Raw genomic sequence first — 22,012 nt, 5'->3', positions numbered from 1 at the left:
TAGCACAGGCTTACAGGCATAAAAAAGTCGGGCCATTGCACAGCAAATGGCCCGACTCTTAAGCTTTAAATCAAGACTGATAATTACATCTCAAAAACTTACCAATCTGAATAGACAGTTATTCCGCCTTCTTGTATTCAGTATAAGCCTCCCCCTGAGTTAACCACTCAGGGGCCGGCTTGCCTTTCAGATAGTGATCGAAGTACTGCATCATACGCAGGCTGTAATCCACCTTATTGGGATATTTTTTCAGGTGATGAGGCTCATCTTCATACTGCAGGAACACCACATCCTTGCCCGCACGACGCATCGCTAGATAGAGCTCAACCCCCTGCTCCCAGGGCACGGCATCATCTTTATCACCAAACATGATCATCATGGGCGTCTTAATACGCTCCACATAGAACACAGGAGAGTTTTCGATATATTTTTGCGGCGCCTTAAACAGACTTTCACCGATACGGCTCTGACCGGTTTCATACTGGAACTGACGCGCAAGACCGGTGCCATGACGAATGCCGCTATAGGCACTGGTCATGTTAGACACAGGCGCGCCTGTCACTGCCGCCTTAAAGATATGGGTCTGAGTCACGGCAAACGCTGTCTGGTAGCCCCCCCAGGAGTGCCCCTGAATCCCCACTCTATCCCTATCGGCAATCCCCATATCGATAAGGTGCTGCACGCCTGAATTGAGGGCCTGCACTGACGTTGCGCCAGGATACCCCACCTCGAAACGAATATCGGGCAGGAAGATGGCATAGCCATTATCGGCGTACCAAGCAAAGTTAGGTCTGTGGTTAAGCTGCATCTGCGGGAAGGCATGCAGGCGATCACTCATAAAGCGATAGAAATAGACCAGCACAGGATAACGCTGCCCTTCCTGATAATTACTGGGTTTAATCAACACCCCATCAAGCGGCTGACCATCGCCACTGGTCCAGTGCACTAATTCGGCTTGCCCCCAGTCCAGCGCCCTTCTCTGACTGTCGAGATCAGTTTGTCGCTGCGCATCCTGAGGCGCATTCACTTTAGCGCTGTAGAGATCGGGGAAGAGATCGTAACGCTGCTTGCTAAATAGGAAAGTATCGCTGTTTTCTGCTCGATCAAGCGGGGTCAGTTTGTACTCGCCCTGCATAAGCTGTGTCACACCTGACACCCCGACCCTTGCCTGATAGAAACCGTCGGCTTTAGTGCGTTCGTTATAACCATGGAGCAGCAATGTCTGATCCCGTTTTAGCGTATCTGGCTCATTCTCTTTATTAACTAAAGCTGCGATACGGTACTGGATCTGCTGCTTACGCCCCTGCGATGCTGTGATCCTAAAGGCAGCATGGGACTGAGCATCAAACTGCCAGATATCATATTTGTCGTAGGCTAAAAATGCCGAGCTATCCTCAAGCCAGGGGCCTAAACCATAACTGGGAGCGATAGAGGGATAATCATGATCCTCATCGGCAAAAGGCGTCTTGAAGTCTTTCGTCAGCTTGACCCGATTGTCCTGACCAATTTGATACAGGTAGAAATCGCCGCGCTGATAGTAAGCCACAAAGCGCTCGTTAGGCGACAGGCTAGGCGTTTCCCCAGAAGGTTGCTGGGTTAAAAACTGTGCCCGGCGACCCGTATTGAGATCGATAATATAGTAATCACGATAGAAACCGGCCCAGGTGATCATCTTCAGATAAGGCACATCACTGCTGGCCAGCACGAAACGCTTCTGCTGCTGAACTTCAACATCCGGCACCGCTTTATCACCCAGCTGCACCAGATGGTTACTGCCAAGATGCAACACGGCCAGATAAGTGCGCTTTAACGCCTTATCATAGCCTTTTATCTCATTGGGTTTAATGCGTGGATCGTCACCGTGCCATACCCGCAGGCCACGCTGACCGGTAATAATATCGGCATCGAACAGGTCTGCATCGCTGCTCACCTTTGGCACTTCCAGCTGCTGGCTGACCTGAGGCACCCGGCCGAAGAAGAGACGCTGACTATCGTCGGAGAAATTAAGCTCACTGTAACGATTGACGCTCCAGTCCTGAGACTGAGGCGCCAGCTGTACCTTGTCAGACTTAATATCAAACAGGGCTAGCTGATAAGCTCGGCCATAGGGCTCAACCTTGCTGTCGCCATAGGTGTAGGCAACATATTTACCATCATCGCTAACCGCAACGGCGCCCAGCTGCTGATCAACATAACCTTGTACCACCTGCTCTTTAGTGGTTTTCAGGTCAACTAAGATGACACGGTGCAGGTGCTGGTTAATGTCGTTTTGCACCAGCGCGGCATAGCGGCCCACCTTGTCGAAATGATATGCCGTAATATGTTCAAGCTTGATGCTTTTACCACTGCTTAATGCCACCAGCTCCAGAGTGCGACCCTTATCGAAATCATCAACTTTTACCTCATCCTTCGCAGCCGATTTTTCATCGCCCTTGCTGTTATCAGCCTTATCCTCTTTCGCCTTGTCGGCCTCATCGGCTTCATACCAGATAGCCAGATGACTGCCGCTGTCGTTAAAAGCGAACTGCTTAACCTTTTCATAGCGGGTCTCTTCACCGCTTTGGGTGTCGAGCAGCGCTAAACCCGATTTAAGCTGTTTGCGCTCTTTAGCCGTTGCGCTCTCTTGTGCCAATAGAGCTGGTTCAATCACAAAGGCTGCAAAACGGCCATCCTGACTAATAATGGGTTTAGAACCACCGGCAACCTCAAACGATTGCTTGCCATCGAGACGCTTCACTAAGCCATGGCTGTCGCCTCTGTCGGGAGTGACCTCGACGGCAAAGGCATTACCTTTCGCGGCAATTACCGGCTTTTTCAGTGATTCAAATTTCATTACGGCTTCGGGGGTGACATCTGCCGCAAATGCGGAAACCGAAAACAGACTGGCACAGATCAGTGCAAGGGAGGTGCGAGTTGATAACTTCAAGGTCTTCCTCATGTAATTATTAATATCCAGTTTGTTATAACAGGGGTTAGACTAAAGTAGACTTTTTTAACAGTTAGACCTCAATCATCCTGTTTAGCCCCCATTAATGCAAGTTTACCTGTGTAAAAAAGTGTGATTTTGCTCACTCTATCCTGTGAAATCACCTTGAAAGCGGGTAAAATGCGCGGGTCTTGATTTATTAATTTCATAGTCATAACACCGTGTCTTTCGACATGGTCAGACAATGCAGTAACGACCAACCGTGGAAGGACTCTCCATGTCAAAAAGAACAATTACCGTAATCCCAGGCGACGGGATTGGCCCCAGTATTATTGATGCCGCCATTAAGATTCTCGATAAAGCCGGATGCGATTTTCAATATGAGTTTGCCGATGCAGGTCTTGCCGCATTGGAAAAACATGGCGAACTCCTGCCACAGCGCACCTTAGATCTTATCGAAAAAAACAGCATCACGCTAAAAGGGCCATTAACCACACCTGTGGGCGAAGGCTTTACCTCGATTAACGTCTCTTTACGTAAAAAATTCGCCCTCTATGCCAACGTGCGCCCAGTGCTGTCATTCAAGGGCACCCAGGCAAGATACGACAATATCGATATCATTACCGTACGTGAAAACACTGAGGGTATGTATTCGGGTTTAGGCCAAACCATCTCTGAAGATGGCTCGACAGCCGAAGCCACTAGTATCATCACTCGCCAAGGCGCAGAGCAGATTGTAACCTTCGCTTACGAGCTTGCCCGTAAAGAAGGCCGTAAAAAAGTCACCATAGTGCACAAGGCCAACATAATGAAGTCAACTTCAGGCTTGTTCCTGAAAGTGGCTCGCGAAGTCAGCCTGCGCTATCCAGATATCATCACAGAAGAGATGATTGTCGATGCTACCTGTATGAAGCTGGTGATGAACCCAGAAAACTTCGATGTGATTGTCACCACTAACCTGTTTGGCGATATTTTGTCGGATCTTTGTGCTGGCCTGGTAGGCGGACTCGGTATGGCACCCGGTGCCAACATAGGCAAGAATGCGGCTATTTTCGAAGCGGTTCACGGCAGTGCGCCCGATATCGCAGGTAAAAACCTGGCTAACCCCACCTCAGTGATCCTGGCTTCTATTCAGATGTTGGAATACTTAGGCATGGCAGAAAAAGCCGAGAAGATCCGTGCGGCCGTTTCGGCTGTGATCGCCGAAGGCGACCGCACTACGCGAGATCTTGGTGGTACTCACGGCACGACCGATTTCACTCAAGCAGTGATAGAACGTTTGTAAGTTCATGCAATGGTGCATCTATACTAAAAAAATCGGCCTCAACTGAGTTGGGGCCGATTTTTTATATCGCATTTACTTACGTCATTATTACTTAAGTCACTATTGTTTACGTCACTTTAAACAACATGGCTTACATTCTGAAAATCGCTTCAACAGATAAGCCTTGTGCGCCTAAAAGATCTTTTAGGCGTTTTAATGCCTCAACCTGGATCTGACGTACACGTTCACGGGTTAAGCCTATCTCTTTACCCACATTTTCTAGGGTCGAGGGCTCATATCCTAACAGACCAAAGCGTCGTGCCAGCACCTCACGCTGCTTGCTGTTAAGCTCGCCTAACCAGCGCACAACCGACTTGGACATATCTTCATCCTGAACCTTATGATCGGGTCCTACGCTGTCATCATCGGCTAAAACATCTAACAGAGCTTTGTCGTTATCGCCGCCCAGTGGAGTATCCACCGAAGTAATACGCTCATTAAGTTTGAGCATACGGCTCACGTCACCACTTGGCAGATCTAACTGCTCAGCTATCTCTTCTGCTGTCGGCTCGTGATCCAACTTATGGGCTAATTCTCTTGCGGTGCGTAGATAAACATTAAGCTCTTTCACCACATGAATAGGTAAGCGTATGGTGCGTGTCTGGTTCATTATCGCCCGCTCGATCGTCTGTCTGATCCACCAGGTCGCATAGGTTGAAAAACGGAAGCCACGCTCGGGGTCAAACTTCTCCACGGCGCGGATCAAACCCAGATTACCTTCTTCAATCAGATCGAGTAATGCTAAACCACGATTGTTGTAACGACGTGCGATTTTGACCACGAGTCTGAGGTTACTCTCAATCATACGATTACGAGATTTTTCACAGCCTTTTAGGGACTTACGCGAAAAATAAACCTCTTCTTCTGCACTTAATAGAGGGGAAAATCCGATTTCACTCAAATATAACTGAGTGGCATCGAGATTCTTTTGTAAATCATCCTGGACTTGCTGCTCTAACTCAGCGTCCTTAGTTAGCTCCTTGCTATCGATTACTGAACTATCTGACTCATCTTTTGACAAATCAACTAGGGGCTCCGCTACTGCGGTAGATTTTGTACGACCCATAATAATCTCTCCCAAACAATACTCACAAGTATCACTACACTTTTCAATCCTCCAATTGCCAAAACGGCACCTAAAAATTTATTATTTAGGTAAATATTTAAGTGGGTCAACAGATTGTCCGTGATAGCGGATCTCAAAATGGAGCATCACCCTATCTGTCCCTGTATTTCCCATCGTGGCAACGGCTTGCCCAGCAGTTACAAATTGTTTTTCCTTAACTAGGATCTTATCTGTATGGGCATAGGCACTGAGATAATCATCACTGTGCTTAATAATCACCAGATTGCCGTATCCTCGAAGTGCACTACCGGCATAGACCACCCGGCCATCTGCCGCTGCTTGTATTCGTTCACCTCGGGATCCCGCTATTCTAATTCCCTTATTACCCTGCTCTTTAGCAGAGAAGCGGCTAATCAACTTCCCTTTAACGGGCCACATCCAACGATAAACCTTTTTCGGTAAGGTCGACTTAGGTTTGTGGATAACTCCGTTAATATTTTGTTGACTAGTTGTATCAGAGTACGCAGGTTTTTTCTGCGGATCAAGTGATTTTTTTTTGACCACAGAATTTTGTGCTGTTTCAGTGTTTTTAGTATTAACAGATTGTTTATTATTGACTTTGTTAGTAGATAATACGACTTTAGATTGACGATTTGAGCCAGAAACGCCTTTCTTCTTATTTGTAACAGCAGGCGATAAATTAAGTTTTAACACCTGACCTGGATAGATGGTGTAGGGCTTTTTTAAGCCATTATTCCTAGCAATATCAACGAAATCTTTATTAGCGGCCCAGGAAATTGAGTACAAAGTATCACCAGGCTTAACTTTATACTGATCGGAGGTTAGACCACCTCTATGATAGCTATTCTTTACTGGCGCATTAAGGCTAACAACCGGCGCAGGTGAGTGAGCCTGAAAACTGCAGGCAGTTAACAATAAGGGGAAACAAAATGAGAAAAAATAAGCTAATAGCCTGAAAGATAAAGATGTTTTATTCAATTTTTTACTGTCTGCGGCTCGTTCACTTAAATAAAACATAAGATTAAACGGCGCCCTTAAGCCAGCGCACCATTAACCAAGGGCACAAACCTCACCATCTCTATGGTTTCAGTTTCAAAACCCGATTCATGACGAGTTACCCGCAGCAGTTGCTGAGTCACTTGCCCCACAGGGATAACCAACACACCGTCCGGTGCCAGCTGTTCCAGTAGAGCCTCGGGGATTTTACTGGCCGCTGCGGTAACCATAATGGCATCGAAAGGCCCCTTATTGACCCAGCCCTGCCAACCATCGCCATATTTAAAGGAAACATTGTGGAGATCAAGACGCTTAAGACGTTGCCGCGCCTGGATCTGCAGACTCTTGATCCGCTCGACTGTACATAACTGATCGACCAATTGCGCCAAAATTGCCGCCTGATAGCCCGATCCGGTTCCTATCTCCAATACCCGTTTTGGACTGGACTCCAGCAGAAGCTCTGTCATCCTCGCCACTATATAAGGCTGAGAAATCGTTTGTCCCTGACCTATGGGCAAGGCGGTGTTCTCGTAAGCCTTGTGGCCTAATGCCGCATCGAGAAACAGTTCTCTAGGTGTCTTAGCCACCGCCGACAATACGGCCTGACTGCGGATCCCTGCCGCGCGCAGCTGATTAGCGAGATTCAATGCTGATCGGGTAGCTACACCACTCATAGATGTTCAATCCATTGTTTCATTGATGAAAGTTGTTCATAAGCGGTCAAATCCACCGTCAGTGGCGTGACTGACACATAGCCGTTAGCGACGGCATAAAAGTCTGTCCCTTCGCTAGCATCTTGCTCGTTACCCGGTGGGCCTAACCAAAAAATTTCTCTGCCGGCGGGATCTAAGGTCCGCACCATTCCCTCGGCTTTGTGCCTAGCGCCAAGCCGGGTGACCTTGATCCCTTTTATCTGCTCAATCGGCAGATCCGGCACATTCACATTCAGGATCTGATCCCGCTTAATGGGCTGTTTAATCAGACCCACCACTATCTTACAAGCAATCGCTGCAGCAGTCTCATAATGCACTAATTCCCGTCCAACCAGAGAGATAGCAACTGCAGGCAGCCCCAAGAAACGCCCCTCCATTGCCGCAGCAACCGTTCCCGAATAGAGGGTATCGTCCCCCATATTGGCGCCAGCATTGATACCAGAGATCACAATATCTGGTTCCTCCTGGTAAAGCTCACGAATGGCTAAGTGCACACAATCGGTAGGTGTGCCGCTGACTGATATGTAACCATTGTCTAACTTATTAATCCTTAAAGGGTTAGTCAAGGTTAATGAGTTACTGGCACCAGAGCAGTTGCGATCCGGCCCCACTGTCATCACACTATAATGTTCGGCCAATGCCTGAGAGAGCGCGGCTATCCCTGGGGCACTGACACCATCATCATTACTGACTAATACCTTAAGCATGGCCACCTCTGTCATTTTGTTCACTTTGGCCTTGCTCGCTCTGGCCTTTTTCGTTCTGGGCCTGTTCGCGTCTTTGCCGATATTCGCGTTCATTCACATCTTCATATTGAGCCAATTCACGCAGCAAGGAGGTCGCAAAACAGCCCGAGGGTAAGGCAAACTTCAATATCACCACATCCCCCTCGACCTCATAACTCAAATTTTGCGGCTCAAGGAAAAGCGTACGGCGCTCCTGGGTCAGGCCAGCTTGCTCTAGGCCTTCACAATCGCTGGAAAAATCCTGGGCCACTCTCGCCTCAAAAGCCAAAGCCGCTCCTTGAGATAACGCCTGTCCACGCCCCCACAAGGGGGCTGAAAGCTGAATATCTTTTTGTGCCAATCGCTCAAGCAGCGTCTCGTCCCAGGACTCTGCGACGAAGTAACTCTTACTGCCGCTTAGCATAACGCAGTCGCCCTCAAGCGCTTGGCTACCCTGCTCGGCCAGACGGGTCGATACCATCTGATTAAACAGATTAGAGCGCACGGCAGAGAGATACATGCTGCGTTTATTGCGATCTTTTACCTTCTTTCCGGCCAGCATCTGGCGGCCAAAAATGAGGTTTTTACCATCATGGCCAAAACGCTGCTCACCAAAATAGTTAGGCACACCGGTTTGCTTAACTAATTCAATGCGTTTAACCAAGTCCTCGACATCGGACAAGGCCCTTAAGGTCAAGGTAAAACGGTTGCCCGCCAGCGCGCCTGTACGTAGCTTCTTGCTGTGGCGACTGCTGCTAAGCACAGTTAACTGCTCACTATTAAGAGACTGCCACAAGGGGGTTTCTTTACCCGGAATACGCACGCCGAACCACTGGGTGGTGATCGCGTTCTTATCCTTCTGGCCGGCAAAAGTCACCTCTTTGGGATGAACTCCGGCAAAACTGGAGAGCATACGCGCCACATCTGCAGTATTGAGCCCCTCTTTGCGAATATGCAGCATATGATGCTCACCTTCGCCGGTGGGCAGAAAGGGTAAGATCTCATCGACTAAAAAGTCACTGTTCTCGGTGCGCAGATCAGCCGTGGATAAGGGCTTGCCATGTAAATATGTTAATTCGCTCATCAAATTCTCTTAATTGCTCGCAGTCATCAGCACGACAGCCTCGACAGCGATACCCTCTTTACGGCCGGTAAAACCTAACTTTTCTGTGGTGGTCGCCTTGACGTTAACAGCATCAACCGAGCAGGTCAGATCGGCGGCAATACACTCGCGCATCGCCTGAATATGGGGCAGCATCTTAGGTGCCTGAGCAATAATGGTCACATCCAAATTACCTAACTCATAGCCTTTTTCTAAGGCGAGTCGGTAACAATGGCGCAGCAGAACCCGGCTGTCGGCGCCTTTAAACTCAGGGTCTGTGTCGGGAAAATGTTTGCCTATGTCCCCAAGTGCCATCGCACCTAAAATGGCATCACTGATGGCATGCAAAACCACATCACCGTCCGAGTGAGCCACTAAACCGGTTTCATAGGGCACATCGACACCGCCTAGGATCAAAGGCAGTTCGCCGCCAAATTTATGTACATCAAAACCGTGTCCGATCCGCATCTTCATCTTCTATCCTATTTTTACCCTAATCTTGCCTATTTTTTGTTTCCGCTCAGCAAGGACCATCACGCCTGTCTGTTCAACTTTGATGACTTAAATATTGCGCCGCTAAACGCAGATCGTCCGGGTGGGTCACCTTGATATTATCGGCCCGGCCGCTCACCAGACGCGGCGCTCCGCCAAAATACTCCATCGCAGAAGCTTCATCGGTAATATTCATCCCAAGTTCAAGTGCACGGCTCAGGTTATCTCTCAGCGCCTGCGCCAAAAACAGCTGCGGCGTTAAGGCATGCCAGAGATTTTCACGGCAGACGGTTTGTTCAATATCGCCATGGCGATTACTGCGCTTCATGGTATCCCGAACCGGCATAGCTAAGATGGCGCCCTGGGGAGTGCCAGCCTGAAGTTGTGCTTCGGCCTCACGGATAAGCTTATCGATATCGCTGACATGTAGACAGGGACGCGCCGCATCATGAACCAATGCCCAGGCAGCGTCAGGCAGTTGCGTTAACCCAGCAAGCACTGAATCGGCGCGCTCCTTGCCTCCCTGCACACACAACAACTTGGGATGGCTGGCTTGCGGCAGCGCGGCAAAGAACTGATCTTGCGGGTGTAGCGCAACTATCACTTGCGAGATACGTGGATGATTGAGAAGAACGTCGAGCGTATGACCTATGATTGGCTGCTCATTTAACATCAAATACTGCTTGGGGATCTCGGCGCCCATACGACTGCCAATACCCGCTGCGGGCACAATCGCCACCAGATGCTCAATAGATAATGTCATTAATTATACTTTTGCCTCATGAAGCTAAGGTAACCGCCATAAAACCACTGAAGTAAACCGCAATAGATCAACGATTAATATCGCCATCCCTTTGTGGCTCTCCTACTACGCGAAAAAACGTCTCTCCCTGTTTCACCATACCCAGCTCGTTGCGAGCACGTTCTTCAATCGCCTCTGTGCCGCGGCGAAGATCGAGGATCTCCTCTTTGAGTACCTGATTCCGCTCGAGTAATTTGGCATTACTCTCCTGCTGCAACTGGATCTGCTCCTGCAGTTGGAAAGATTCCGGCAAGCTGTTCTCTCCCACCCAGAGTCGATATTGGAGCAGGCCGAGTAGCGCTAAGATGGCGAGTAGAAGACGGTTCATCCGATAAAGTTTTTATTACTGTTAGAAAATCTAAATTGATATTACAACAAAAAAGGCCACCAAGTGGTGGCCTTTTTATAAATTAAGGTCTATTTCGCAGTTATGCTTGACCTTTAATCTCGCTAAGGCCGTTATAAGGGGCTTTTTCGCCTAACTGCTCTTCGATACGCAGCAGTTGGTTGTACTTAGCAACACGGTCACTACGACACAGAGAACCTGTCTTGATCTGGCCTGCCGCTGTACCAACGGCTAAATCGGCAATGGTCGCATCTTCAGTTTCACCGCTACGATGTGAGATAACTGCAGTGTAGCCAGCATCTTTTGCCATACGGATTGCCGCCAGAGTCTCAGTCAATGAACCAATCTGGTTAAACTTGATCAGAATAGAGTTAGCAATATTATTCTCGATACCACGGCTTAGGATCTTAGTGTTAGTCACGAAAAGATCGTCACCTACAAGTTGGATCTTATCACCCAGAATTTGAGTCTGATAAGCCCAGCCATCCCAATCTGACTCATCCAAACCATCTTCGATAGAGACGATTGGGTACTCTTCTGTCAATGACTTTAAGAAGTCAGAGAAGCCGTTTGAGTCAAATACCTTGCCTTCACCAGACAGATCGTACTGACCATTTTTGTAGAACTCAGATGCCGCACAATCCAGCGCCAGAGTCACATCTTCACCCAGCTTGTAACCGGCTTTCTCAACGGCAACTTTGATAACAGCTAACGCATCGGCGTTTGAAGCCAGGTTAGGTGCAAAACCACCTTCGTCACCCACAGCCGTGTTCAGGCCTTTCTCTTGAAGGACTTTCTTCAGGTTATGGAAGATTTCGGCGCCCATACGCAGTGCTTCACGGAAGTTTTTCGCACCAACAGGCTGAACCATAAACTCCTGAATATCGACGTTGTTGTCTGCGTGCTCACCACCGTTAAGGATGTTCATCATAGGCACTGGCATAGAGTATTGGCCTGGGGTGCCATTCAACTCGGCGATATGGGCATACAGAGGAATACCTTTGAATGCGGCGGCGGCTTTAGCAGCAGCTAGAGACACGGCTAGGATAGCGTTAGCGCCCAGCTTGTCTTTGTTTTCAGTACCGTCAAGATCGATCATGATTTGATCAAGCTCAGCTTGAGCCGTCGCATCTTTACCGATTAGTGCTTCACGAATTTGACCATTGATATTGGCTACCGCAGTCAATACACCTTTACCCATGTAACGGCCTTTATCGCCATCACGCAGTTCCAGTGCTTCACGGCTACCGGTAGAGGCGCCAGAAGGCGCAGCCGCCATACCGACAAAACCACCTTCTAAATGAACTTCGGCTTCAACGGTTGGGTTACCGCGAGAATCCATGATCTCACGACCAATGACATTAATAATTTTAGCCATAATTTCCTCGACTATAAGTTTAAGATTCAAGTTTAAAAGTTAATACAAAACTAAAATTCTTATCCCTAAATTTACATCAAATGAGACAAAAAAGCCGCCTCCATATCTGGAAGCGGCTCATTTTTAATCGTTAGCCTAAATCGTTTTTCTGGAATGCGATCGCTGCGGCGACGAAACCTTCAAACAATGGCTGACCATCACGTGGGGTTGATGTAAATTCTGGGTGGAACTGACCCGCCACAAACCAAGGGTGATCAGGCAGTTCAATAATTTCTACCAGCTGACGATCCGATGACAGACCACTAAAGATTAGACCAGCTTGTTCTAAACGATCTCTGTAAGTGTTATTCACTTCATAACGGTGGCGATGACGCTCTACACAGGTCAGGCCCTTATAAGCTTGCGCCGCCTTGGTGCCTTCGACTAAGTGACAAAGCTGAGCGCCTAAACGCATGGTGCCACCTAAATCGGACTCTTCATGACGTTGCTCGATCGTACCCTTTTCGTCGATCCATTCAGTGATCAAGCCCACAACTGGATGCGGTGTCTCAGGGTTAAACTCGGTCGAGTGCGCATTTTCGAGCCCAGCCACATTACGGGCAAACTCAATCAGCGCCACCTGCATACCTAAACAGATACCGAAATAGGGCAGCTTGTTTTCACGGGCATACTGCGCCGCCAGGATTTTACCCTCGACGCCGCGCTGGCCGAATCCGCCAGGCACTAAGATACCGTCCAGACCCGCTAACACTTCAACGCCCTTAGCTTCGACAGTCTGAGAGTCGATATATTTGATATTAACTGAAACGCGATTAAACAGACCGGCATGCTTTAAGGCTTCGTTAACTGACTTATAGGCATCTGGCAGCTCAGTGTACTTACCTACCATGCCTATGGTGATCTCACCCGTTGGGTTAGCTTCCTGATAAATCACGTTTTCCCACTCAGAAAGGTCCGCCTCTTTGCACTCGATACCAAAACGCTTAGTCACTAAGTCATCTAAACCTTGCGCCTTCAATAGCGCAGGGATCTTGTAAATACTGTCGACATCTTTTAGAGAGATAACCGCACGCTCTTCCACATTACAGAAGAGGGAGATTTTCGCTTTCTCATTGGTTGGAATGGCGCGATCGCCACGGCAAACCAGTACATCCGGCGCAATACCGATAGAACGCAGCTCTTTAACCGAATGTTGTGTCGGCTTGGTTTTGACTTCGCCAGCCGCGCCAAGGAAAGGTACTAAAGTCAGATGCATAAACAGTGAGCGATCACGTCCCAGCTCAACCCCTAACTGACGGATAGACTCAAGGAAAGGCAAAGATTCGATATCGCCCACAGTGCCGCCTATCTCCACGATAGCAACATCATGGCCTTCGCCGCCCTCGAGCACTTTTTCTTTAATGGCATTGGTAATATGTGGAATGACCTGAATGGTGGCCCCCAGGTAGTCGCCACGACGCTCTTTACGCAACACCTCTTCGTAGATACGACCCGTGGTGAAGTTATTGCGGCGGTTCATCTTAGTGCGAATGAAACGCTCATAGTGACCTAAGTCGAGGTCAGTTTCAGCGCCATCTTCAGTCACGAATACTTCACCATGCTGGATTGGGCTCATGGTACCGGGATCCAAGTTAATGTAAGGATCTAGCTTCATAATGGTTACATTGAGGCCTCTTGCCTCTAAAATTGCTGCCAAAGATGCTGCTGCAATGCCTTTACCTAGTGATGAAACCACGCCACCAGTAACGAAGATATACCTTGTAGTCATGCTGAACCTGAGAAAATGAGTTGGAAATATGTGCTTGTAAGAAAGCACTAGGACGGGGCGTTATTATACCAAAGCCGACGGAATTCGACAAACAACAAAGCGATATATTTTACCCTTTTGCCTTCTCGGCCAACTTCACCTGCTCCCAATAACTGTCTAATTGTGCAAGGGTGTGCTGCGCAAGCGGCTTGCCCGATGCTGCCGCTAGCGCCTCGACGCCGCGAAAGCGACGCTCAAATTTACTGTTGGCGAGCCTCAATGCCTGCTCGGGATCGACACCGATATGCCGGGCCAGATTGACCACGGCAAACAGCAAGTCGCCCATCTCTTCGCGCACCCGAGTCGCGTCGGGCGAACTGACCTGCACCTCCGCCAGCACTTCATCTATCTCTTCATGAACTTTCGCCACCACAGGCTCAAGTTCAGCCCAGTCGAACCCATGGCTTGCGACTCTTCTTTGAATCTTGGCCGCGCGGCTCAGTGCCGGCAGGTTCAGGGGAATATCATCAAGCACTGAGGTCAAAGAGCGCCCAGCCCGCTCGCCAGCTTTGATGCTCTCCCAGGTCTGTTTCACCTCCTGAGAGCTGGCCAGCGGTAGCTCGCCAAACACATGGGGATGACGCTCGGTCAGTTTGCGGCAGATTTTTTCCACGACTTGCTCAAAATCAAATAGCCCCTGCTCTTTTCCCAGCTGACAATAAAAAATCACCTGAAACAGCAAATCGCCAAGCTCGCCCGGTAGCTCATCGAGGGCGTTACGCTCTATGGTATCGGCCACTTCATAGGCCTCTTCCAGGGTAAAAGGCACGATAGACTGATAATCCTGCGCCCTGTCCCAAGGACAACCGGTTTTGGGATCCCTAAGCTTTGCCATTATCTCAAGCAGGCGGGCAATATCTGAAGATGAGTCAGAGGATGAAGAAGTCATAGGCAAGCTCAAATAAAGTGAATGAAATAAAAAGGACGAGTCAAATCATACTTAACTCGTCACATCTAAAATAAATTTACTGGCAGCAGACAAGACTAGAGGCGTCTTGCCTCTATGACGCTGTCGACCTGCGACAGCTTAGCAATGGCACGGGATAAGCCCTCGAGGTTGTATAGCTCCAGCTCCAGCTCGATAGCCGCAGTCTGGGTTTTCACATCCGAAGAGGAGCTCATGGCAAACACGTTACACTTCTCGGCGGCGAGCACTGAGGTGATATCCCTCAGCAGGCCGCTGCGATCGTGAGCAAGCACCCTGAGCCTTAAACGGTAACCCCCCGAGTAGTTTTCGCCCCAGACCACCTCCACGGTGCGCTCGGGATGCACCCGCATCAACTCTTTGACCTGCTCGCAATCGGCTCTGTGCACCGAGATGCCCCGCCCTTTGGTGATAAAGCCAGTGATCTCATCGCCTGGCACGGGCTGACAGCATTTGGCAATATGGCTCATCAGGTTACCGACACCATTGACCTCTACTTGTCCCTTGCTCTTAGGCTCACTGCGGGCCTGGTGCTTCTTGAGCAGATCTTCGACCACCTCCTCTTCCGAAAGCTCCTTGCTGCGGAGCCGGCTCTGCACATGATTAACCACCTGATTAAGCCGCACATCGCCGCCGCCAATCCCCGCCAGCAGATCGTCCATGGCCACCATGTTAAAACGCTCGACCGCGCTCTGGGCATCTTTGAGCGTCAGGCCAGTGCGGGCCAGCTCGGCTTCCAGCATCTCGCGGCCAGCGACAATATTCTTGTCTCTGTCCTGCTGCTTAAACCAGTGCTGAATCTTAGAGCGGGTACGCGAGGCCTTCACATAGCCTAAGTTAGGGTTGAGCCAATCACGCTTGGGATTGGGATGCTTGGAAGTGATGATCTCCACCCGCTCGCCAGTTTCCACCTGATAAGTGAAAGGCACAATACGGCCATCGACCTTAGCGCCAATGCAGCGGTGTCCTACCTGAGAGTGAATATAGTAGGCAAAGTCCAGTACGGTGGAGCCCATAGGCAGGTCCACCACATCGCCGTTGGGGGTAAACACATAGACACGATCCTCGAAGACCTGACTGCGTACCTCATCCACCAGGTTGCCACTCTCGGCCACATCCTCCTGCCACTGCAGAATCTTACGCAGCCAGTTGATCTTCTCCTCATAGCCGCTCTGCTTACCGGTCGAGCCCTCTTTGTATTTCCAGTGTGCCGCGACACCTAACTCGGCATCTTCGTGCATCTGCTCGGTGCGAATTTGGATCTCGACCGTTTTCCCCTCGGGGCCGACCACTACAGTATGGATCGACTGATAACCATTGGGCTTAGGGTTCGCCACATAATCGTCGAACTCTTTGGGAATATGGTGCCAGAGGGTATGAACCACGCCTAGGGCGCCGTAGCAATCCTGTAGTCTGTCAGTGACAATGCGCACAGCTCGCACATCGAACAGTTCATCGAACTTAAGATCTTTGCCGCGCATCTTCTTCCAGATGCTGTAGATATGTTTAGGTCTACCATAGACCTTGGCACGGATCTGATCGTCATCGAGACGCTGTTGCAGTTGGTTAACGAAGTTATCTATGTAGATCTCTCGATCCAGGCGCTTACCATCCAGCTGCTTGGCAATATCCTTGTAGATTTGAGGATGCAGATAGCGAAATGAGATATCCTCCAGCTCCCACTTTAGCTGGCCTATGCCTAAGCGGTTAGCCAGCGGCGCATAGATATCGGCGATCTCCCGCGCCAAAAGCACCCGGGTCTCCTCATCGGCATTTTTCACCTCTCTTAGCAGACAGATACGCTCGGCCAGTTTAATCACCACGGCGCGCACATCTTCCACCATGGCCAGTAGCATGCGACGGATATTATCGATTTGGGGTTCGGCATTGCGGCTCTGCTCATTGACCTTAAGGGCGCCGATGGCATTCATGGTCACCACGCTGTTGACCAGCGCGGCTAACTTAGGCCCAAACAGAGTTTCAAGCTGCTCAGCTGTGATCACTTTGGCATCGAATACCACGAAGATCACTGCCGCCTGCAGGGTTTCGATATCCATATTCAGCGGCGCCAGTATCTCTATCATCTCTCTGGCACGCTGGCTAAGATGGCTCTCTGTTACAGGCTTAGTAGACTTGGCTTTGCTGGCATCGTGCTTCTTGTCGGCATCATGTTTAATGACCAAGCCTTCCACCTGCTTAATGAGTTCGAGCAGACACTGGGCTTCCTTTGGATCGTCCAGATAACGCTCGACCCACTCGGCCAGTTGAAATTCCTTGTCATTAAAATGTGCTTCTCTTACCGATACCATCTAATGATTGTCCTTAAATTACTTACTTTGTTAGGCCCGTATCCTAGGGCCCGTGTTCTAGGAGAATAGGCTTGTATTGCTACAGAAAATCTTTCTGCCACTATCTTGAACAATCCCCTGCTATTGTCAATTGGCAATGGCCCGAGGATTGTTCAATTGGCTCCCAGTTCAGTTCGCTAATTCAAACAGGGCCATGGCCTCGATATGATGGGTCTGGGGAAACATATCAACCAGTCCCAGCTTCTTGAGTCGATACCCCTGCTCAAGCAGAGGCTCACAGTCCCGCGCCAGACTGACCGGATTACAGGAGATATAAACCACAGCCTTAGGTTTCATCTTCTTAAGCCATTGCAGGCTTTCATAGGCACCTGCTCTGGCCGGATCTAATAGCAGCTTATCTATGCGCACAAGCCAAGGCTGGGTGGCGATATCATCACTCAAGTCCGCATGATAAAACGCCGCATTGTCTATGCCGCTCTGCGCCGCATTACGCTTTGCCTGAGCCACCATGGCCTCAACCCCTTCGACGCCAATGACCTGCGCGCCCGCTTTCGCCAGCGGCAGGGTAAAGTTGCCGACACCGCAGAAGAGATCCAGTACACGCTCACCGCTCTGTACATCCAGCCAACTCATGGCCTGAGTCACCATCTTGCGATTCATCTCGCCATTGACCTGGATAAAACTGCCCGGCGCGAAGCTCAGCTGACACTCATCCAAACGGTAATAAGGCAGCGCTTCACTGCCACTTATGGTTTCCAGCTGACCGTCACCATCGAGCAGCACCAGCGCTGCGCTATGCTGCTGAGCAAACTCGCTCAATTTCCCTTTATCCTGCTCGCCCAAAGCCTGGGTAATGCGCAGCACAACCAAGGGGCCTGAGTCCACCGCAATCAACTCTACATGACCAAGGCTTCGCCTGGCCGACAGCAAGTTGAGTGTTTGTTGTAGAGGCGATAACAACTGAGATAACTGAGCGTCTAACACGGGGCAGGCCGCAATACCGACCACTTTATCGCTTGCTAGGGCACGAAAACCTAAGACTAACTCTTTGGTCTCGCGTAGATATTGAGTGGCCAAGCGCGCCTTACGTCTATAGTGCCAGGCATCCCCCACTAAAGGCTCGGCAATCTCCTCCACCTGAGTCTGCCCCATCTTTTCGATTAGATTGACTAAAGTCTGGCCTTTGTATTGACGCTGTTTATCCAACTCAAGATGCTGCTGATCGCAGCCACCACACTGACCATAGTAGGGACAAGGTGGCGCAATTCGCTCCTTACTGGCTCGCTCTATCTTCAGCAGCTTGCCCTTGGCATGGCGTTTTTTTTGCTCAACCAGCTGCGCTGTCACCCTTTCACCAGGCAAGGCGCCGGCGATAAACACGATTTTTCCCTGATGATGGGCCACTCCAGCCCCCAGGTGATCTAGGGATTCGATCTCGAAACTCTGCTTAGGGGAAATCTGCTTAGACTTATTGGGTTTAGCTTTAAAAAATTGCGCCATTTCTGTCTCTAAAACGATAAAAATACTAGTAAATACTGCCCAAAGTCTGGCAGTCTAAGGTAACCTATATCAATCACAGATAAACATTAGCCAAGATAATGAATAGTGCTGAGAATATGACTAAATACAGCCTGAGAGCCTGGGTTCTTGTGCTGGCGTTAGCGCCCACTATTTTAGTTGGTATTCTGCTTGGCACCTACTTTACCATAAATCGCTTCTATGAGCTGGAACAAAGCTTAATCGAGCGGGGCGAAAACATTATCGAGCCTTTAGCTATCGCCGCCGAGATTAGCCTGGAAACCAAAAACTTCGAGACCACCAAACGCCTTATCACCTCGGCGCAGCTCAACAAGTCCAATCTGGTGCAGTTTATCGCCATATTTGATATCAATAACCGAGTTATCGTTACCTCCCATCACTATAAAAGCCATGAGTTCATGCGCTTTAGCCAGCCGATAACCGAACTGATTAATACCCAAGTGGAACCCTTTGGTGACAGCATCATAATGCGCAGTCCCATCTTCTCGACCCAGCGGGATTTTATCGTTACCACAAGGGGCGCCAGCACCAATGGGCAGGATGATTCGACTCGGCTCGGTTATATCGCCGTCCTTATCAATAAGGAAAATGCCCTGCTAGAGCAACACCGAGCCGCAGTGGCCGCCTTTATTATTGTGCTCATCGGCGTACAGCTAAACCTGCTGTTTACCTTCCGCCTGGTAAAAAACGTCACCCAGCCCATTACCGATATGGTGCGGGTAGTAGCCAAGATACGTGAAGGCAAGCTCGATACCCGGGTCGATGGCAATCTCATTGGTGAGCTGGATCTACTCAAACGCGGCATTAATGCCATGGCGCTCTCCCTGTCGGATTACCATGAGGAGATGCAGCAGAATATCGATCAGGCAACATCGGATCTGAGGGAAACCTTAGAGCAGATAGAGATCCAAAACGTCGAGCTGGATCTGGCAAAGAAACGGGCGCAGGAGGCCAGCCGAATTAAGTCTGAGTTCTTAGCCAACATGTCCCATGAACTGAGAACGCCCCTGAATGGCGTGATTGGCTTTGCCAAACAGCTACTAAAAACCCCGCTGCATGCCAGCCAGCAAGATTACATCAAGACCATAGAGAAAAGTGCCAGCAACCTGCTGGATATCATCAACGACATCCTCGACTTTTCTAAACTGGAAGCGGGCAAGATGGTGCTGGAGACCCAGCCCTTCTCCCTGCGTGAAGTGGTGGAGGATACCATTTCGCTGCTGGCCAACAGTGCCAAAGAGAAAACGCTGGAGCTGGTTATCGATATCGATCCGCAGATTAACGATACCCTCTCAGGGGATGCCTTAAGAGTCAGCCAGGTGCTGACCAACCTGGTGGGTAACGCGATAAAATTCACCGATAAGGGCAGCGTGCATCTCAAGATGACCCTGACCAACAGCAGTAGCGAGCAGATAAACATTCGCTGCGAGGTCACGGATACCGGCATTGGCATAGATAAGCATCACCAGGGACAGCTGTTCCAGGCCTTTGGTCAGGCCGACTCCTCTATTTCCAGACGTTTTGGCGGCACAGGCCTTGGACTTATCATCACAAAACGTTTAATCAACCAGATGGGTGGGCAGATAGGTTGTATCTCCAGCCCCAATAAAGGCTCAACCTTCTGGTTTACCTTGCCTCTTAAGATCAGCGACTATCCCATCAGTCAGACATTAGAGATTGCAACGCTCAAAGATCGTTCTATCTTACTGTTTGAGACCCTTCCCCTGTCACGCGCCGTTCATGAGAGGCTATTCAAACACTGGGGAATGCAGGTCACGACAGTAACGAGTCTGGAGCAACTTGGCCAGCTTCTCGAAGATAAACTGCAGCATTTTAATTACGCCATGCTCAGCTCCAGCGAACTGGTACACAGTCCGAATTTGGTGCGATTGTTAAAAACCGTCAATCAGGTGAGCGACTACACACTCTATCTGTGTAATAGCGATAAGAGCGCAGATTTGATGAACCTTATTCAGCCCAATGTCGATAAGCTGCTCAACGCTCCCGTTGGCGAGCGCACCCTGGCCGTCGCCTTGATCAATCCCCATAAGGCCCCTTACCTGCCTAAGCCGGTGGAGAAAATCCGGGATATCAGCCGCGAGCCACTAAGAGTCCTAGCGGTGGATGATAATCCCGCTAACCTGAAACTGATTAAGACACTGCTCGATGAGCTGGTTACCCAGGTCAATGTCTGTGACAACGGTCAGAGCTCGGTGGAGATAGCCAAACAGCGCAGTTTCGATTTGATCTTCATGGATATTCAGATGCCAGGCACAGATGGTTTTAGTGCCACCAAGCAGATAAGGGAACACTCTCTCAATCGCCACACCCCGATTATTGCGGTCACAGCCCATGCGATTGCCGAAGAGCGCGAGCGGATCAACAACAGCGGCATGGATGGTTACTTGCCTAAGCCTATTGACGAGGCGGCGCTTAGAGGCGTGATCAATCGCTGGAAGGTCCGCCCTAAATTCACCCATTTCGACCAACATACACTCAACTGGGATCTGTGTTTGACCCAGGCCAACAATAAAGTCTCTCTCGCGCTGGAGATGCTGCAGATGTTGTTGGACTCAATACCACAGACCCGCAGCAATCTGACCGATGCGCTGGAGCAATTGAATAACCAGGCTATGTTGGCCATAGTGCATAAGCTCCATGGCGCTTCCTGTTACTGCGGTGTGCCCACCACGCAGCGCCTGTGCCGCGAAATTGAATCGGCCCTGAAAAAGGGCTTAACAATCGATGAGGTAGAACCGGAAATACTCGAGTTACTTGATGAGCTTTCTAAGGTAGAATCTGCCGCTAACCAAGTCGTCTCCCAGTTATCTATGGATGTAAGCAATGAGTAATAAACCCGGTTTCTTCAAACGATTGAAAGCACTCGAGCTGGAGCAGAAAAAGTTGTTTGCCATCGCGCTGTGCCAGCGTATGTATCCTAACTACCAGCTGTTCAGCGAAGTGTGCGAGTTTGGCGATCCCCAAGTACTGGATACGGCATTAAACCTCCTATGGCAATCCATGTACGACAGCAAACTCAAGCTGAATATCGATCTCTATCTGGAACGCCTCGATATGAACACCCCTGAGCCCAGCCAGTTCAATGTTTACGGTGTGTATCCAGCCATGGATGCGGTAGTCGCCATCACCGCCCTGCTCAGCGCCCTGCAAAGCAAGGTGGAAGACGATATCATCAATATCAGCAAACTCTCTTCCAGCACAGTGGCGAACTATATCGAAGCCACCATAGAGAATGAGATGAGCGAAGAGGAGCTCGATGACTTCATCTTCAACCATGAGGTGATGCAGGAGGAGAAAGCCCTGCAGGCATCGCTGCTGGAGATCATCGAAGAGAACCCGAAGATCAACGCCGATTTCGTTAAGGCGCTGCGTAAAGAGATAATCCAGTCCGGCGTTTCCAATCTGGGCATCAGCCTAGGTTAAGGCTAAAGCTAAGCAAGAGCCAGAACTAGAGCCTAAGCGTCACTTGCACTTGGCACTTGCAATTACACTTCCATTAGTAATCAGCCAATTCAGGCTG

General features: G+C 49.7%; 17 protein-coding genes. 3 read left to right on the top strand and 14 right to left on the bottom strand.

From position 1 onward, the window contains the following. Window positions 1–118: 118 nt before the first annotated feature. Window positions 119–2,926: a S9 family peptidase gene (locus LZP69_RS02635; protein WP_234198626.1), complete on the bottom strand. Its 2,808-nt coding sequence runs from the start codon at window positions 2,924–2,926 to the stop codon at window positions 119–121. 277 nt (window positions 2,927–3,203) lie between these two features. Between LZP69_RS02635 and LZP69_RS02630 the strand changes: the two genes are divergently transcribed. Next, window positions 3,204–4,211, top strand: a complete 1,008-nt coding sequence (locus LZP69_RS02630) for an isocitrate dehydrogenase (protein ID WP_234198625.1) — start codon at window positions 3,204–3,206, stop codon at window positions 4,209–4,211. A gap of 130 nt (window positions 4,212–4,341) precedes the next feature. Here LZP69_RS02630 and rpoS read toward each other — a convergent pair whose 3' ends face one another. The 13 genes from rpoS to rlmD form a co-directional block, all read right to left on the bottom strand. Further along, window positions 4,342–5,316, bottom strand: a complete 975-nt coding sequence (rpoS, locus tag LZP69_RS02625; RefSeq protein WP_234198624.1) for an RNA polymerase sigma factor RpoS — start codon at window positions 5,314–5,316, stop codon at window positions 4,342–4,344. Window positions 5,317–5,397: 81 nt separating this feature from the next. Next, window positions 5,398–6,354 (bottom strand): peptidoglycan DD-metalloendopeptidase family protein, encoded by a 957-nt coding sequence (locus tag LZP69_RS02620; protein WP_234198623.1) that lies wholly within the window; start codon window positions 6,352–6,354, stop codon window positions 5,398–5,400. Between the two features lie 17 nt (window positions 6,355–6,371). Next, on the bottom strand, window positions 6,372–7,007 hold the full coding sequence (locus LZP69_RS02615; RefSeq protein ID WP_234198622.1) for a protein-L-isoaspartate(D-aspartate) O-methyltransferase: 636 nt from the start codon (window positions 7,005–7,007) through the stop codon (window positions 6,372–6,374). Next, window positions 7,004–7,753 carry a 5'/3'-nucleotidase SurE gene (gene surE, locus LZP69_RS02610; RefSeq protein WP_234198938.1) on the bottom strand — a complete coding sequence of 250 codons (750 nt, stop codon included), beginning with the start codon at window positions 7,751–7,753 and terminating at the stop codon, window positions 7,004–7,006. Before surE ends, LZP69_RS02615 begins: the two co-directional genes overlap by 4 nt. After that, window positions 7,746–8,855 (bottom strand): tRNA pseudouridine(13) synthase TruD, encoded by a 1,110-nt coding sequence (truD, locus tag LZP69_RS02605; RefSeq protein WP_234198621.1) that lies wholly within the window; start codon window positions 8,853–8,855, stop codon window positions 7,746–7,748. The genes surE and truD overlap by 8 nt, the downstream gene beginning before the upstream one ends. A gap of 9 nt (window positions 8,856–8,864) precedes the next feature. Then, window positions 8,865–9,347 carry a 2-C-methyl-D-erythritol 2,4-cyclodiphosphate synthase gene (ispF, locus tag LZP69_RS02600; protein ID WP_234198620.1) on the bottom strand — a complete coding sequence of 161 codons (483 nt, stop codon included), beginning with the start codon at window positions 9,345–9,347 and terminating at the stop codon, window positions 8,865–8,867. A 73-nt stretch (window positions 9,348–9,420) separates the two neighbouring features. Next, entirely contained in the window at window positions 9,421–10,128 is a 708-nt protein-coding gene (gene ispD / locus LZP69_RS02595) for a 2-C-methyl-D-erythritol 4-phosphate cytidylyltransferase (protein WP_234198619.1), read from the bottom strand. A gap of 67 nt (window positions 10,129–10,195) precedes the next feature. Beyond that, window positions 10,196–10,495 carry a cell division protein FtsB gene (gene ftsB / locus LZP69_RS02590; RefSeq protein ID WP_234198618.1) on the bottom strand — a complete coding sequence of 100 codons (300 nt, stop codon included), beginning with the start codon at window positions 10,493–10,495 and terminating at the stop codon, window positions 10,196–10,198. A 100-nt stretch (window positions 10,496–10,595) separates the two neighbouring features. After that, window positions 10,596–11,891: a phosphopyruvate hydratase gene (gene eno, locus LZP69_RS02585; RefSeq protein ID WP_234198617.1), complete on the bottom strand. Its 1,296-nt coding sequence runs from the start codon at window positions 11,889–11,891 to the stop codon at window positions 10,596–10,598. Between the two features lie 130 nt (window positions 11,892–12,021). Beyond that, a complete protein-coding gene (locus LZP69_RS02580) occupies window positions 12,022–13,659 on the bottom strand; it encodes a CTP synthase (protein WP_234198616.1) in 1,638 nt (545 codons plus the stop codon). A gap of 109 nt (window positions 13,660–13,768) precedes the next feature. Continuing rightward, window positions 13,769–14,587 (bottom strand): nucleoside triphosphate pyrophosphohydrolase, encoded by an 819-nt coding sequence (gene mazG, locus LZP69_RS02575; protein WP_234198615.1) that lies wholly within the window; start codon window positions 14,585–14,587, stop codon window positions 13,769–13,771. Window positions 14,588–14,682: 95 nt separating this feature from the next. Continuing rightward, window positions 14,683–16,932: a GTP diphosphokinase gene (gene relA / locus LZP69_RS02570; RefSeq protein ID WP_234198614.1), complete on the bottom strand. Its 2,250-nt coding sequence runs from the start codon at window positions 16,930–16,932 to the stop codon at window positions 14,683–14,685. A gap of 168 nt (window positions 16,933–17,100) precedes the next feature. Beyond that, a complete protein-coding gene (rlmD, locus tag LZP69_RS02565) occupies window positions 17,101–18,432 on the bottom strand; it encodes a 23S rRNA (uracil(1939)-C(5))-methyltransferase RlmD (protein WP_234198613.1) in 1,332 nt (443 codons plus the stop codon). A gap of 98 nt (window positions 18,433–18,530) precedes the next feature. Between rlmD and barA the strand changes: the two genes are divergently transcribed. Together barA and LZP69_RS02555 are read left to right on the top strand one after the other, a co-directional pair. Further along, window positions 18,531–21,323, top strand: a complete 2,793-nt coding sequence (gene barA / locus LZP69_RS02560; protein ID WP_234198612.1) for a two-component sensor histidine kinase BarA — start codon at window positions 18,531–18,533, stop codon at window positions 21,321–21,323. After that, window positions 21,316–21,915, top strand: a complete 600-nt coding sequence (locus LZP69_RS02555) for a YjaG family protein (protein ID WP_234198611.1) — start codon at window positions 21,316–21,318, stop codon at window positions 21,913–21,915. Before barA ends, LZP69_RS02555 begins: the two co-directional genes overlap by 8 nt. Window positions 21,916–22,012 lie beyond the last annotated feature (97 nt).

This window comes from Shewanella sp. AS1 (assembly GCF_021412565.1).
GTDB lineage: Bacteria > Pseudomonadota > Gammaproteobacteria > Enterobacterales > Shewanellaceae > Shewanella.
The sequence above is the reverse complement of the archived record's forward strand: the minus strand, read 5'-3'. Positions and strand labels throughout refer to the sequence as shown.

Excerpts from the sequence above, each read along its gene's own strand:
- LZP69_RS02630 (WP_234198625.1), top strand. The coding sequence starts at position 3,204 with ATGTCAAAAAGAACAATTACCGTAATCCCAGGCGACGGGATTGGCCCC.
- rpoS (WP_234198624.1), bottom strand. The coding sequence starts at position 5,316 with ATGGGTCGTACAAAATCTACCGCAGTAGCGGAGCCCCTAGTTGATTTG.
- LZP69_RS02620 (WP_234198623.1), bottom strand. The coding sequence starts at position 6,354 with ATGTTTTATTTAAGTGAACGAGCCGCAGACAGTAAAAAATTGAATAAA.
- LZP69_RS02615 (WP_234198622.1), bottom strand. The coding sequence starts at position 7,007 with ATGAGTGGTGTAGCTACCCGATCAGCATTGAATCTCGCTAATCAGCTG.
- surE (WP_234198938.1), bottom strand. The coding sequence starts at position 7,753 with ATGCTTAAGGTATTAGTCAGTAATGATGATGGTGTCAGTGCCCCAGGG.
- truD (WP_234198621.1), bottom strand. The coding sequence starts at position 8,855 with ATGAGCGAATTAACATATTTACATGGCAAGCCCTTATCCACGGCTGAT.
- ispF (WP_234198620.1), bottom strand. The coding sequence starts at position 9,347 with ATGAAGATGCGGATCGGACACGGTTTTGATGTACATAAATTTGGCGGC.
- ispD (WP_234198619.1), bottom strand. The coding sequence starts at position 10,128 with ATGACATTATCTATTGAGCATCTGGTGGCGATTGTGCCCGCAGCGGGT.
- ftsB (WP_234198618.1), bottom strand. The coding sequence starts at position 10,495 with ATGAACCGTCTTCTACTCGCCATCTTAGCGCTACTCGGCCTGCTCCAA.
- eno (WP_234198617.1), bottom strand. The coding sequence starts at position 11,891 with ATGGCTAAAATTATTAATGTCATTGGTCGTGAGATCATGGATTCTCGC.
- LZP69_RS02580 (WP_234198616.1), bottom strand. The coding sequence starts at position 13,659 with ATGACTACAAGGTATATCTTCGTTACTGGTGGCGTGGTTTCATCACTA.
- mazG (WP_234198615.1), bottom strand. The coding sequence starts at position 14,587 with ATGACTTCTTCATCCTCTGACTCATCTTCAGATATTGCCCGCCTGCTT.
- relA (WP_234198614.1), bottom strand. The coding sequence starts at position 16,932 with ATGGTATCGGTAAGAGAAGCACATTTTAATGACAAGGAATTTCAACTG.
- rlmD (WP_234198613.1), bottom strand. The coding sequence starts at position 18,432 with ATGGCGCAATTTTTTAAAGCTAAACCCAATAAGTCTAAGCAGATTTCC.
- barA (WP_234198612.1), top strand. The coding sequence starts at position 18,531 with ATGAATAGTGCTGAGAATATGACTAAATACAGCCTGAGAGCCTGGGTT.
- LZP69_RS02555 (WP_234198611.1), top strand. The coding sequence starts at position 21,316 with ATGAGTAATAAACCCGGTTTCTTCAAACGATTGAAAGCACTCGAGCTG.